Below are 14,642 nucleotides of genomic sequence, written 5' to 3'. Positions count from 1 at the left end.
GATGTATGTATAGTATTAAAAAAACTAGGGGAATGATGGGAAAGAAAGTATAAGAGGGAGGAATTAATTTTGAAAAAGAAAATGATGACGGTATTCACTATTGGAGTAATGAGCTTAAGTATATTAGGGGGTGCCTCTCCTTCTGAAACATCAAAAGGAAAGACAGATTACACACAACGTAGTAAAGAACAATTAAATAATGGAAAGATACATGCTGTGCATACAGAAGAAAAGGCAGAGAATCTAGGTATTGAAACGGAAGGGAAAGAACAAATTACGTTAGAAAAAGAAATTCATGAGACAGAAGTAGGAAGAGAAGCGAAGCAGCTAGGAATTTCGATTGAAGGAAAAGATGTTGGGACGCTGTCAGAAGAAATCTATGAAACAAAAGTAAAGCAAGAAGCGTTAAAACTAGGCATATCTATAGAAAATACATCAATTGTAAATTTAATTAATCAAATTAATACGATTAAAATTAATGATGAAGCGGATAAATTAGGTATTTCGACAAATGGAAAAGAAATAGAGGACATTGCAGAAGAAATCTATGGAACGAAGGTAAGAGAGGAAGCAGGGAAGTTAGGTATTTCACCAAAAGGAAAAGAGATAGAAGTGTTAGCACAAGAGGTGTACGAACAAAAAGTGCAGGAAGAAGCAAAAAAATATCATATTGATTTATATGGGAAAGATATATATCAAGTATTAAGAGAAATTAATGAACAAAAGGTGCTACAATTGGCAGATGAGCTTAATATGGACAAAGCGAACATGAATATTCAAGAGCTAACAGAAAAAATAAAAAAAGATCAACCTGAGAGAGAAAAAGAACTAAATTTTGTACCAGTGATTCGAACGGATGCTGACGCATTTTATTCTTATTTAACGAACTAAAAAGGGCGTGAGAGTGATACGGAGGTTTAAGTGGTATATATGTATAGCATTACTAGCTATAGCGGTATGGAGTGTATATACAAATGGAATTACAAAGTATGGGGAGAAGTGGACATTCTTCAATATACAAAACGGGAAAGAACCGGAATTTAGTAATAATGATGAAAAGGTCATTTTATCAAGTGTACCATTAATTCAGCAACTACCAGAGCTAGATAGAGGCTGTGAAGTGACAAGCTTAGCGATGATGTTACAATACGCTGGTGTTTCAGTGGATAAGATGACATTAGCAAATGAAATAAAAAAAGTTGATTTTATAGACGATGGTGTGCGCGGGAATCCAAATGAAGGATTTGTAGGTAATATTTATACATTTTCTGAATCGGGATATGGTGTATATCATGGGCCACTTTTTCAGTTAGCGGAAAAATATTTACCTAATAAAGCTGTAGACTTAACAGGGAAGAATATAGAAGAAATTTATAAGAGGATAAAAGCAGGGCAACCTGTAGTCATGATCACAAATGCAACATTTGCACCATTAGATGCAGCTGAATTTACTACATGGGAAACAAATAGTGGAGATGTTTCTATTACGTATAATGAACATTGTGTTGTACTTATTGGATATGATCAGGAATTTGTATATATTCGAGATCCACTTGAGGATAGCTTAGATGTAAAAGTACCGAGAGAAACCTTTGAACAGGCATGGGTACAAATGGGAAGTCAGGCAATTAGTTATGTAAAGAGCGTCAAATAAATTAGGACGAAGAGTTTTAGTAATATGACTATAAGGCGAAGGGTAAAGATTTAAGGATTATAAGAGAAGTTTTATAGAGTAGAAGCTGTTAAGAAATAAGAGAACTTTAGCATATATAATGCTAAAGTTCTCTTATTTTTATGATTAAAATACGTATAAGGAGTGGATATGCAAAGATGCATAATTGACGAAAAATTTACATGTTATCATTATATATTGTTTTATGCATGTTAATTGTATAAAATGACACAAGTATCCACATTACATAAAGGAGGCTTATTATGCAAAAAATATTTAACTGGGTTAAATGTATGAGTATCAATAAAAAATTAATCATTTCATTCTTTATTATTTTAACTATACCAGGAATTATTATTGGTGGTGTTTCATATCAAACTGCCAAAACAAATTTTGAACATCAAATGACAGCTAAAGCAAAGGAGAATATTTCGATTTTAAATACTGTTATTTCTCAAAATATAGAAGAGAAATTTGTTGATGCGACGTACTTTGCAGACATCTTAACAGAAGATACATATCTAAATGGACAGGAAGAAATAGTAAGAACGAAGCTAGCGCAATATATAAAACTTCATCCAGAAGTAGAAGGTATTTATATTGGAACAGAGACGGGAAAGTTTATAAGAGAACCATTTATCCAAATGGCTGATGGATACAATCCAAGAGATAGATCTTGGTATAAAGAAGCACATGAAAATAAAGGGAAAGTAATTGTTACTTCACCATATCAATCAGCATCTACCAAAAATATGGTAGTGACAATTGCTAAAGAAGTAAAAGATGGTAAAGGTGTTATAGGAATTAACTTAAATTTAGATAACATCTTAAAAATTTCCAAAATGATTAATATTGGTGAAAAAGGTTATGCAGTTATTTTAGATCAAAATAAGCAAATTGTTAGTCATCCATCTAGAAAACCAGGTGCAAAAGTTACTGATCCTTGGATTAAACCAATTTATGAAGAAAAACAAGGAAATGTGTCTTATACAGAACAAGATGATAAAAAGAATTTAATCTTTGCAACAAATGAGAAAACAGGCTGGAAAGTAGTTGGTGTTATGTTCGATGAAGAAATTAACCAAGCTGCCAGTCCAGTGTTTTATAAGACTTTGATTGTCATTGCTATTGCTATTGCATTTGGTAGTATATTAATTTATTTCATTACAAAGTCTATTACAGGGCCATTACGAAAAATAGCTGAATCGGCATATAAAATTAGTAAGGGAGATTTAACAGAGAAAATTACAATCCATTCCAAGGATGACATAGGGAAATTAGGGAATTCATTTAATGAAATGTCTATGTCTTTACAGGATGTTATTACCCAAATTAGCTTTTCAGCAGAACATGTTGCAGCATCGGCTGAAGAGTTAACAGCGAGCGTACAGCAAGCAAATGATGCGACAGATCAAATTACAATTGCGATGGAACAAGTATCAGGTGGGGCTGAGTCACAAAGTCAAGGTGTTGAAGAAGGTGCGGCTACATTACAACAAGTAAATACAGCAATTCAAGATGTAACTGGAAGCGCAGAGTCAATTTCTATTTCCTCATTACATGCCCGTGAAAGAGCTGAAGAGGGAGAAGATTTAGTTGAACAAACCGCAAAACAAATGCAGTCTATTTCTAGGTCGGTATCCGAGTCAGATGCTATTATTAAACTTCTTGATGAGAAATCAAAGCAAGTAGGAGCTATTTCTGAAGCAATTCAAAACATTGCAACTCAAACAAACTTATTAGCTTTAAATGCGGCTATTGAAGCAGCAAGAGCAGGTGAACAGGGACGAGGATTTGCTATTGTAGCAGATGAGGTTAGAAAATTAGCAGAGCAATCAGGAGAGTCATCTGGAGAGATTGCAAATTTAATTGCAGAAATTAAGGCGGATATTGAACATACTGTTAAGGCGATGGATAATGTGAATGGAGAAGTTCAACAAGGCCTTGATGTTGTAACAAAAACGAAAGTAAGTTTTACGGAAATTTTAAGTTCTACTACACATATTGTTTCTCAAGTTAATCAAATGGTAGAAACAACGAAGAGAATTGCTGGAGATGCAAATGAAGTGACAAATGCTATTGATGAAATTGCAGCTGCTGCAGAAGAAAATACAGCTAGTATGCAAAGTGTTGCAGCTTCAACAGAAGAACAGGTTAATTCCATGGAGGAAATTAGTTCAGCTTCGCAAAACTTAGCTGAGATGGCAGAAGAACTACAAGCGATGACTAGTAAATTTAAAGTATAATAACAGCAGATAAGTAAGGTGAAAATAATATCACCTTACTTATTTTTCTATTCAGCAATTAGGGGAGTCATTAACAGGATGAAAAAAAGAAAAAGACTATGGAATTTATGGAAAACGATTACATTGTTAGTTTGTACAGTTGTAATTTTTTCTTTACTTGTGACAGATATATTAATTAGTCATAATGTAGAACGGACGACGGAGGATAGCCAAGCAGAGAAAGCAAAAACAATTGCACACATTGTGGCGAATGATTCGATTGTAATCGATGGTTTGGTTGGGAAAGCAGATACCTCTGCAATCCAAACGTATACAAATAGAATATTACAAAACACAGGTGTTCAATTTATTGTAGTTATGGACATGAATGGAATAAGAAAGTCACATCCAAATCCTCAAAAAATAGGGCATCATTTTATTGGGGGAGATGAAGGGCCTGCATTGAAAGGAAAAGAACATGTATCGTTAGCAGAAGGAACTTTAGGTATTTCCATGCGAGTGTTTGTACCAATATTTTCTGAAACAGGTGAACAACTTGGAGCAGTGGCTGTTGGTATTTCAGCAGATAATGTAAAAGAGAGAGTTAAGGAAAGTAGACATATTATTTATATTGGTGTCGGAGTGGGTGTATTAGTCGGAATTATAGGAGCAATATTGCTAGCTAGACATATAAAGAAAAGTTTATTCGGTCTTGAGCCGCACAGGATAGCAAAAATTCTTGAAGAAAGAAATACGATGCTACAATCTGTAAAGGAAGGTATTATTGCTGTAGATAAAGAGGCTAGAGTAACGTTAATTAATAATGAAGCGAAACGTCTATTTAAAAAAAGCGGACTTGAAGAAGATTTTATCGGTAAAGATGTTGAGTTGTATATGCCAAATTCACGTATAAAAGAAGTATTGCAAACGGGAGAAGTACAATTAAACGAAGAACAAAATATTTATGGAATTACGATTGTGACGAATCGAGTTCCTTTATATGTAAAAGGAGAAATAGTTGGTGCAATTGCAACATTTCGTGATAAAACAGAGATTAGAAAACTAGCAGAGGAACTAACTGGTATTAGACTATATGCAGAAGCATTACGGGCACAATCTCATGAGTTTATGAATAAGATGCATGTCGTATTAGGGCTTACACATATGAAACAGTATGAAGAATTACAGAAGTATATAAGCGGCATGGTATCAGAGCATCAATATGAAATTGGTGGAGTTATGAAAAGAATAAAAAGTCCAGTATTTGCTGGTTTTTTACTAGGTAAGCTCAGCTATGCTAGAGAGAAAAATATAAAATTAATTATAAGTGAAGATTCTTACATGCCGGAAATAGATGTTGAAAGTATTACTCATGAACTTATTACGATTGTCGGAAATTTAATTGATAATGCATTAGAGGCAGTTACGAATTGTGAAAAGAAGCGAGTTGAAGTTAAGATACAACATAGGGATATACTAACTATTACAGTGCAAGATACGGGAAAAGGTATACAAGAAAAAGAAATAGAGGAATTATTTACGAAAGGTTATTCCACAAAGGGAGATAACCGCGGTTATGGTTTGTATCTTGTAAAAGAAAGTATACAGCGAATAAATGGGGAAATTCATATGCATTCATTAGTAGGAAAGGGAACAACGATAACGATTGAAATACCTAAAGGTAGGGATGAGAGGCAAATATGATTAAAGTTTTAATTGTAGAAGATGACCCGATGGTAGCAATGTTAAATACGCATTATTTAGAGCAAGTAGGAGGATTTGAACTTGTTCAAGCAGTTAACTCAGTAAAGTCAGCGATAGAAATATTAGAGAAATCACGAGTAGATTTAGTATTACTTGATATTTTTATGCCTGAAGAGACTGGTTTTGAGCTTTTAATGTATATCCGGAACCAAGAAAAAGAAAGCGATATTATAATGATTTCAGCTGTACATGATATGGGAAGTATAAAAAAAGCATTACAATATGGCGTAGTAGATTATTTAATTAAACCATTTACATTTGAACGATTTAAAGAGGCATTAACTATATATCGAGAAAAACTTACTTTCATGAAAGAACAACAAAAAATTAGTCAATCGGAATTAGATTCATTAATTTTACAAAAAGAAAAAAGAGAGCCTACTGTGACGAAAGAGCTTCCAAAAGGGTTAACGAAGCAAACGTTGCAATTAATTTGGCAGAAGATCGAGTCTCTGAATGGAAGAGTATTTACAACAGATGAAATGGCACAATTAGTTGGAATTTCAAGAGTTTCTATTCGAAAATATGTAATGTTTCTGACTGACATTGGGGTGTTAGAAAACGAAATGATGTACCAACATGTGGGAAGACCTGTAAGTAAATTAAGATGTGTTGATCAAAAGAAAATAGAGTTTTACGTATAAGCGACTTAACATAAGTCGCTTATACTTTTTTTAATTACAAAATCAATTACAAAACTTACAAAAACTATTTTTACTATTGAAAGCGTTTTAATATTGTTATTAAGAAAACGAGGGGGTGCCATATGGGAATTCAAAAGAATGTGGAAGCGGTATCATTTTCTGAAGGAAATGAAGTACAAAGAGAATCTTTCGCTTCTAAAATTATGAATGTAAAAATCGGTGTTATACCTTTACCGTTATATGTAGTATTGGCTGCTATTATTTATGGGGCATCTGTATATAATAAATTGCCAGCAGATATGATTGGTGGATTTGCAGTTATTATGATCATGGGGATTTTCTTAGGCGATATTGGGATGAGAATTCCAATTTTAAAAAATATCGGTGGTCCAGCAATACTTTCGTTATTTATTCCATCATTACTTGTATTTTTTAACTGGATGAATCCAGCTTCAATGGAAGCTGCGACTATGTTAATGAAAAAATCGAACTTTTTATATTTATATATTTCTTGTTTAGTAGTCGGAAGTATTTTAGGAATGAACCGTAAAGTGTTAGTACAAGGTTTCGTTCGTATGTTTATTCCTTTAGTAGTAGGGACGTTAGCTTCTGTAGCAGTAGGATTATTGGTCGGTTCATTATTTGGATTTGAAATGAAGCACACATTCTTCTTTATCATCGTACCAATTGTGAGTGGTGGTATCGGGGAAGGGATTTTACCATTGTCGCTAGCTTATAGTGATATTTTAAATGAATCATCAGCAACGTTTGTATCACAGCTTATTCCAGCAGCTATTATTGGAAATATGTTCGCAATTGTAAGTGCAGGGTATATGAAGCGTTTAGGTGAGAAGAAACCGGAGCTTAGTGGTAACGGTGTATTAGTGAAAACAGACAATCAAGCAGAATTATTAAAAGAACAAAATACAGAGAAGCCAATTGACTTCTCATTAATGGGAGCAGGTTTATTAATTGCGTGTACGTTTTTCATCTTCGGAGGATTTGCTTCTAAGTTCATCGGTATTCCTGGGGCAATCATTATGATTTTCTCAGCAGCGCTTGTGAAATACTTTAAATTAATGCCAGCAAAAATGGAGCAAGGAGCATTCCATTTATATAAATTTATTTCGAAGAACTTAACTTGGCCTTTAATGGTTGGATTAGGATTGCTATATATTCCGTTAAAAGACGTAGCAGCAGTTCTTTCAGTAGGATATGTTGTTGTGTGCGCATCGGTTGTTCTTACAATGGTAGCATCAGGTTTTCTTGTAGGGAAAGTGATGAAAATGTATCCAGTTGAATCAGCGATTGTAACTGGATGTCATAGCGGTTTAGGTGGAACTGGAGATGTTGCTATTTTATCAGCTTCAAATCGTATGGAATTAATGCCGTTCGCGCAAATTTCGACTCGTTTAGGCGGAGCGGCAATGGTTGTAACAGCGACAATATTATTAAAGATGTTTTCATGATCAAACAAGCTAGCTATATTCATATAGCTAGCTTGTCAAATTAAGGGGAGATTATAAGTATGTTAGCAAATCAAATTAATGAAAGATCATTGTTATTGCATAAAGAATTAGTAGGGAAAATTGAAATTACAAGTAAAGTAGAAGTAAATTCAGCGGATGATTTAAGCCTGACGTATACACCAGGTGTAGCGGAGTCTTGTAAAGCAATTGCGGCAGATGAAGAAACGGTGTATGACTATACAGCACGTGGTAATATGGTGGCAGTTGTCTCAGATGGAACAGCGGTACTCGGTTTAGGAAACATTGGACCGAAAGCGGCTATGCCTGTTATGGAAGGAAAAAGTATTTTGTTTAAGAAGTTTGCGAATGTAGATGCTTTCCCATTATGTTTAGGCACAACGGATGTAGATGAAATCGTTACCCTTGTGAAAAATTTAGAGCCTACATTTGCAGGGATTAATTTAGAAGATATTGCAGCACCGCGTTGTTTTGAAATTGAAAAACGATTAAAAGAAGAAACGAATATTCCTGTATTCCATGATGATCAACATGGAACAGCTATTGTCGTTTTAGCAGCTGTTATTAATGCATTAAAAGTTGTTAGCAAACAAATGGATAATGTGAAAATCGTTATTAACGGTGCGGGTTCGGCAGGAATTGCAATTGGAAAATTATTATTAAAGGCTGGTGTAAAGCACATTACGCTAGTTAGCCTAGAAGGTATTGTTTGTGAAGGTGAAACATGGATGAACGAAGCGCAAATTGAAGTTTCAAAAAAGACAAATCGTGAACATGTGCGTGGAACGTTAAAAGAAGCGATTAACCAAGCTGATATTTTTATTGGCGTATCTGCTCCTAACGTATTAACGAAAGAACTTGTACAGACGATGAATGAGAAAGCAATTGTGTTTGCAATGGCGAATCCAATTCCAGAAATCTTCCCTGAGGATGCATTAGAGGCTGGGGCAGCTGTAGTAGGAACTGGGCGCTCGGATTATGCGAATCAAGTAAATAATGTATTGGCGTTTCCCGGAATATTCCGCGGTGCGTTAGATGTGCGCGCAACTGATATTACAGAAGAGATGAAATTAGCGGCAGCATATGGGATCGCTAACATCATTACTGATGAAGAACGTAATGCGAATTATGTAATCCCGAATCCATTAGATAAAAGAGTTGTTCCAAGTGTTGCGGAAGCAGTAGCGAAAGCAGCTATTGATTCAGGCGTGGCACAAATTACGAAAATACCACGTTATTAATAGCTAAAAGCAGTGCCTAAAAGGCACTGCTTTTTTGAGATAAGAAATCAAAATAATGAAGAAGTGTAGAATTATTTATGTTTCTTCACTATTTATTTAATTCCATTGCAACTTGTTTACCATTCACTAAAACCTCAGTTACTGCTACGATTACTTCTATCATTTTTTTCATCTCTCATCTCTCCTCGCTTCATTTCTTACTTTAAGTATAAGAGAAGAGAGATAATTCAACTATCGAAGTACATGACGTAGAAATTACATTGTTGTAAGAAAGTGGTTTATTTTTGTCACTTTACTTAGCGGTGATTACAAACTGATCATAATATTTTTCATTCACATAGATATTTAATAACCATAATCCAGATGAAGGTAGTGACATAGCGAGAGGGAGTTCGCTTGTAGTAGAATTGATTGTATTTGAAGTAGTCCAAGTTTGTTTGGAAATTTCTTTTTGAAAGAGTACTGGTGTTGGCGTTACAGATCCTTGTTTTAGCGCAATAATAGACAATTTTCCAGTAGGTATTTCAGAATCTAGAAAGTACCACATTATTTCATTTTGTTCATTTGCGATAATAGGACTATCAGCCATTGCGATTTTTCCTTCGATGCCTTTTAAAGGTATTTTTCCGTCTATGAATGAGGGGGCTTCTTCCCAATTTACATCTTTTAAAACACTAAGGTGAAAGAAGGAAGGTGCGTTCACTTGATTGGACGTTGCGACAGCTTCAGTTTTAGATGCTTTTGAATCAGGTTGTGCTTGTGTGCATCCAGTGATGAGGAAGGAGAGAAGTAGCATAGTTCCGATTTTTTTCATGGTGCCACACTCCTAGTTTTTATTGTTAGTGTAATTGTATTTGCTAGAAGGCGGGACAATTCCTTTAAAGTATAAAAAGAGGTCGTAAGTTTTGTACGACCTCTTTTGACATTTTTTATCCCGTAAAGCCCGATTGGTGTAGGTTAATAATCAGTGGGAGATAGCCCCACTAATTAAAGTTTCATTTTATATTTGTTCCGTTGTATAGGTTGGTTCGGTTTCTTTTTGAGGCATCGTCAAAAAAATAACGGACAGAACGATACATACGCCGCCTAATAATTGGTATGCTCCAAAAGCTTCATTTAGCCAAGTGATTGAAACGATGGCAGCTACAAGGGGTTCAATGCTAGATAAAATGCTTGTTTCTGTTGCTGCTAAATATTTAAGACTACCGATATACAGAAGGAAAGAAAGGGTACCACTAATAATGATAAGAATAAGCATAGAAAAAGTTTTTAGTGTAAAGGTTTGTGAAAATTGATTCCACCCGAATGAATGATTATAAATAAGTAGTGCAATTCCTCCGATTAACATCCCCCAACCAATTACTATAGTTGTTCCGCATGCTTTAATAAGTGAAGCTGGATGAAGGGTATAAAATGCAAATCCAATTGCTGTTAATAGTCCAAAAATAATAGCTTCTTTAGATAAAACAATATTTTCAATTGAGCCATTTGTAATAATAAAGTATGTTCCTATTAGCGCGGCTATAATTGCGAATAGTTGCATGGAAGCAGGGAATTTTCTTTGTTCAAATGCAACATACATGGTAATAAGAACAGGACCTAGAAATTGAAATAGCGTTGCTGTGACCGCGTTACTAATATGAACCGTTTCGATAAAGGCGTATTGCGCACCAAGCATGCCGAGAATAGAAAAAATAATAAGTTGTATAGAATATCTAGGGTGTTTCCAAATTTGAAATATGTTTTGTTTCTTTATAAGTAAGAAAGACAAAATAAATATTCCTGCAGGCAACAATCGAATTGTTAAAAAATCAATTGAGGATACATTAGTATGCTGAAATAGCCACTGAATCATTGGACCAGATAATCCCCATAATGTAGCCCCTGTAATAATCATAATAAGTCCGATACGTCTACCATTGTTCATTATCATGTTTCTCCTCTCCAGTATTTGATTTTTGATGTGTGACATGATAAAAGGAATTATATATAAAATCTGGTACTGTAAAAAGTATCAGATTTTAGTTTTATTAAGGGGTCAGATACTATGTTAGAATTAACGCCTAATTTAAATATGAATAGTAAAAAGGCATTGTATGTGCAATTGTATGAGTATATAAAAAAAGAGATTAAAGATGGATCAATTGTCCCTTTTACGAAATTACCGGCTAAGCGAAAGTTAGCGATACATTTATAGGTAAGTAAAAATACAGTAGAGGCAGCGTACGAACAATTACTTGCAGAAGGTTATATTGAGTCGATATCGAGAAAAGGTTATTTTGTATGCAAGATTGAGCAAATGGTTCATGTAGAGGATAGCGGAGATAGAATAGAAGAAGTACCGTTTCAGGAGAAGAGTTATAAATTTGATTTTACACAAACAGGAATTGATACAAATGCTTTTCCATTCAATATGTATCGGAAAATTGTAAATGAAGTATGGCAGCCGCATAATAACGAACTACTCTTTCTAGGACACCCTCAAGGGGAAGCAAGCTTAAGAGAAGAGATTACGAATTATTTGTATGAATCTAGAGGTGTGCGTTGTTCAGCTAGTCAAATTGTATTAGGAGCGGGAACACAAATATTAGTGAAACTATTGTTTCAATTGTTAAAGGGAAGCAATTATGCAGTTGAAAACCCAGGGTATCATAGAAAGATGGTTGTTTTTGAACAGGGAGAAGCAAGAGTCCAAATGTTATCTTTAGATAGAGATGGAATTTGTATTGCAGATTTAGAAAATAGCAATGCGAATGTTGTATTTGTTACACCTTCCCATCAGTTTCCATATGGAATGATTATGCCTATTACGAGAAGGATGCAGCTTTTACAATGGGCAAAGAAAGAAGAGAGCAGGTATATTATTGAAGATGATTATGATAGTGAATTTCGCTATTCTGGAAAGCCTATACCGGCGCTGCAAGGGTTAGATACAGAGGGGAAAGTTATTTATATGGGGACGCTATCTAAAGCATTATTGCCATCGCTACGGATGAGTTATGTGGTGTTGCCGAAGAAATTAATTAAAAAATATCAACAGCAATATTTATTTTACACACAAAGTGTTTCAAGAATGGACCAAGAAGTGATTAGAAGATTTTTAAATGAAGGCTATTGGGAAAAACATATTCATAAAATGCGTGTCGTCTACCGAAAGAAGAGAGATCGACTTGTTTTTGAAATAGAGAAGTATTTCTCTAATCGTGTTGAAGTGATAGGAGAAGATTCGGGATTACACATTTTATTAAAAGTGCATAATGGAATGCGGGAAGAAGAATTAATTCAAGAAGCTGCGAAATATAGTATCAAAATATATCCTGTGTCTACGTACTATAAAGACGGTACGGCGCCTGAGAGTGTAGTTTTACTTGGGTTTGCGATATTATCAGAGGAAGAGATTGCGAAAGCGATTCAATTATTACACAAGGCATGGTTTACAAGAAAGTAAAAAACATCCTCCAAACATGAGGATGTTTTTTATTATTTATTTTCATCTAAGAATAAGACCATATGCTCTTCGTCCCAATATTGTCCGTTATATTTTAATGAACGTTCTTGTACACCGAATGTTTTAAAACCTAATGATTCATAAAGTTTTTTCGCTCCATCGTTGCCAACGACAACATCAAGCATAACTTGTTCTACTTCTAAAGATTTAGCAAGTTCAAGACATTCTTTAATAAGTGCTTTTCCTGCTCCAAGTCCGCGTGCTTTTGGAGATACATATACAGAACCGATTTTAGCTTTATGTTCTTGTTTTACATATGGTTTCGTTTCCAGTGTTGCAACCCCGATTAATTCTCCATCTTTAAATGCACCTAGCGTATAGTTTTCATCTTGTGCTAATTTTTGTGCTTTATATTCAATCGCACACTCTTTATTAATAATATCTTCATAAGAAGAGCTGAATGCTTCAGGGTTTTGCTTTAATCCTTCTACGCGAAGTTCTAAGTAAATTTCTGCTTCGTCTTTTGTTAATACATGGATATCCAATTATATCACCCTCCAAATCTTTGCAAATGTACCTTTATTTTATATTGAAATAAGAATAATTTCAAAAGCTTAGCTTATATGAGCTGTTTTTATGAACAAAATAACACCAGTAGTGTTTACTACTACTGGTGTTTTCACACGCATATTATTCAAAAGGTAGCTCGATTATAAAGTTTGTTCCCGCTCCTAATTGGCTTGTTACTAGAATAGAACCGTTATGCAATTCTACAATTTCCTTTGCAACAGCTAGCCCGATGCCTTTTCCGCCTGTAGCTCGTGTTCTGGATTTATCAACACGATAAAAACGGTCAAAAATATGCGGGATATCTTCTTCAGGAATACCTTCACCTTCATCTTGTACACTTATTGTAAAAGAATCTGTTTCCATGAGTACACGTATCGTAATGGATGTGTTTTCTGGCGAATGTTGATAAGCGTTGTGTAATAAATTTAACATAACTTGTTCCATACGTCTTTCGTCTATACAAACTTCTAAATCATCTTTGCAATATACATGAAGTTGCATTTGCTTATTCGTTAATGTTGTTTTTGTCTTTTCAACCATTCGTTCTAAAAATGGCTGAAGAAGCACTTTTTGTTTTTTTATAACAAATTGGTGTTGTTCTAATTGTACAAGCATAAATAAATCTTGGACGAGATCGGTTACACTATCCGTTTCATCCTCAATGATTTGTAAGTATTCTTCTCGCTCCTCTTTTGTTAAAGAGTCTCTCTTTGCTACCTTTGCATAACCTTTCATATAGGTCAATGGAGTTAATAGTTCATGAGCGACACTAGCGAGAAATTCATTGCGCTCTTTTTTCATATACGTAAGCTCACTCGATAAATCTTCAATTGTTTTTGCTAAACTTCCGAGTTCATCATTTCGTTTAATACCTAATTGAATTGGCTTGTTTAATTTTGACATTTTTTCTGTCGCTCTCTTCATTTTTATAAGAGGATCTGTAATAAATTTAGAAAAAACAAAGACAGAAATAGTTGTTAAAATAATCGTCAAAATACTAATGATAAGAAATTGATGCAGGAGTTTAAGTAACATCTTTTCTAAGAAAGATGTTTTTAATAACATATGTAAATTACCTTGAAATCCTTGAATTTCAAGTGGACTTACTGTTGAGATGAATTTTGATTTTTTCCAGTTTCTTTCTACAATTAACCCGCTTTTTGGAATAGATTTTGTTTTACAAATAAGTTGTTTTTGCATTTCTTTCGTTATGGGTTCTGAGTTAGAAATAATTTTGCCGTTATTGTCAGTTATAATGATTGTGATATCAGTATTAGCAATTAATTCGGAACCGATTAAATCTTCAGCCGCATGCTCGATAGTGAAATCCTGATACCGAGGGTGTTTAGGACGTTCTGTGTATTGCTGTTGTTTAGAATGATCATTCCATCTTGCACGGTTTACAATCTTATCACGATACCGATTACCTTTCTCTAATAGAGCATCGGTTTCTTCTTTCACACGCATTGTTGAAAGGCTTTTATAAAAAGATACGAAAGCAATTGTTTCAATACATAAAGCTAATATTAAAAAGTATGTCCCAATTTTAAGGGAAAGTTTACTCATTTTCTCACCATACCTTATTCATAAT

At 34.3% G+C, this 14,642-nt stretch carries 13 protein-coding genes; 9 read left to right on the top strand and 4 right to left on the bottom strand.

Annotated elements, in window-relative coordinates:
• The first annotated feature begins 69 nt into the window (after positions 1 to 69).
• The 7 genes from B9A45_RS27420 (at position 70) to B9A45_RS27390 (ending at position 9,033) form a co-directional block, all read left to right on the top strand.
• Positions 70 to 891: a hypothetical protein gene (locus B9A45_RS27420; RefSeq protein WP_000728596.1), complete on the top strand. Its 822-nt coding sequence runs from the start codon at positions 70 to 72 to the stop codon at positions 889 to 891.
• Between the two features lie 7 nt (positions 892 to 898).
• Complete coding sequence (locus tag B9A45_RS27415; protein ID WP_070758240.1) at positions 899 to 1,654, top strand: C39 family peptidase; 756 nt, start codon at positions 899 to 901, stop codon at positions 1,652 to 1,654.
• 281 nt (positions 1,655 to 1,935) lie between these two features.
• A complete protein-coding gene (locus tag B9A45_RS27410; RefSeq protein WP_001169206.1) occupies positions 1,936 to 3,918 on the top strand; it encodes a methyl-accepting chemotaxis protein in 1,983 nt (660 codons plus the stop codon).
• Between the two features lie 78 nt (positions 3,919 to 3,996).
• A complete protein-coding gene (locus tag B9A45_RS27405) occupies positions 3,997 to 5,601 on the top strand; it encodes a sensor histidine kinase (protein ID WP_084065517.1) in 1,605 nt (534 codons plus the stop codon).
• Entirely contained in the window at positions 5,598 to 6,305 is a 708-nt protein-coding gene (locus B9A45_RS27400; protein WP_000598668.1) for a response regulator, read from the top strand. Before B9A45_RS27405 ends, B9A45_RS27400 begins: the two co-directional genes overlap by 4 nt.
• Before the next feature lie 122 nt (positions 6,306 to 6,427).
• Positions 6,428 to 7,774: a 2-hydroxycarboxylate transporter family protein gene (locus B9A45_RS27395; RefSeq protein WP_000512722.1), complete on the top strand. Its 1,347-nt coding sequence runs from the start codon at positions 6,428 to 6,430 to the stop codon at positions 7,772 to 7,774.
• Between the two features lie 59 nt (positions 7,775 to 7,833).
• Entirely contained in the window at positions 7,834 to 9,033 is a 1,200-nt protein-coding gene (locus tag B9A45_RS27390; RefSeq protein ID WP_084065516.1) for an NAD(P)-dependent malic enzyme, read from the top strand.
• Positions 9,034 to 9,325: 292 nt separating this feature from the next.
• Here the strand turns inward: B9A45_RS27390 and B9A45_RS27385 are convergent, their stop codons facing one another.
• Positions 9,326 to 9,847 carry a DUF4871 domain-containing protein gene (locus B9A45_RS27385; RefSeq protein WP_084065515.1) on the bottom strand — a complete coding sequence of 174 codons (522 nt, stop codon included), beginning with the start codon at positions 9,845 to 9,847 and terminating at the stop codon, positions 9,326 to 9,328.
• 186 nt (positions 9,848 to 10,033) lie between these two features.
• On the bottom strand, positions 10,034 to 10,960 hold the full coding sequence (locus B9A45_RS27380; protein WP_084065514.1) for a DMT family transporter: 927 nt from the start codon (positions 10,958 to 10,960) through the stop codon (positions 10,034 to 10,036).
• A 120-nt stretch (positions 10,961 to 11,080) separates the two neighbouring features.
• Here B9A45_RS27380 and B9A45_RS32955 point away from each other — a divergent pair, with 120 nt between their 5' ends.
• Positions 11,081 to 11,230, top strand: a complete 150-nt coding sequence (locus B9A45_RS32955; RefSeq protein WP_256891717.1) for a hypothetical protein — start codon at positions 11,081 to 11,083, stop codon at positions 11,228 to 11,230.
• 102 nt (positions 11,231 to 11,332) lie between these two features.
• Positions 11,333 to 12,481 carry a MocR-like pyridoxine biosynthesis transcription factor PdxR gene (locus tag B9A45_RS27375; protein ID WP_256891716.1) on the top strand — a complete coding sequence of 383 codons (1,149 nt, stop codon included), beginning with the start codon at positions 11,333 to 11,335 and terminating at the stop codon, positions 12,479 to 12,481.
• A 32-nt stretch (positions 12,482 to 12,513) separates the two neighbouring features.
• On the opposite strand, the gene B9A45_RS27370 is transcribed toward B9A45_RS27375, so the two are convergent.
• A complete protein-coding gene (locus B9A45_RS27370; protein ID WP_058840033.1) occupies positions 12,514 to 13,026 on the bottom strand; it encodes a GNAT family N-acetyltransferase in 513 nt (170 codons plus the stop codon).
• A gap of 145 nt (positions 13,027 to 13,171) precedes the next feature.
• A complete protein-coding gene (locus tag B9A45_RS27365; RefSeq protein WP_084065513.1) occupies positions 13,172 to 14,617 on the bottom strand; it encodes a HAMP domain-containing sensor histidine kinase in 1,446 nt (481 codons plus the stop codon).
• Positions 14,618 to 14,642 lie beyond the last annotated feature (25 nt).

The sequence above is a fragment of the Bacillus sp. JKS001846 genome (assembly GCF_900176455.1).
GTDB classification, from domain to species: Bacteria; Bacillota; Bacilli; order Bacillales; family Bacillaceae_G; genus Bacillus_A; species Bacillus_A cereus.
Note: the sequence above shows the minus strand (reverse complement) of the source record. Positions and strands in the feature narration are given on the sequence as shown.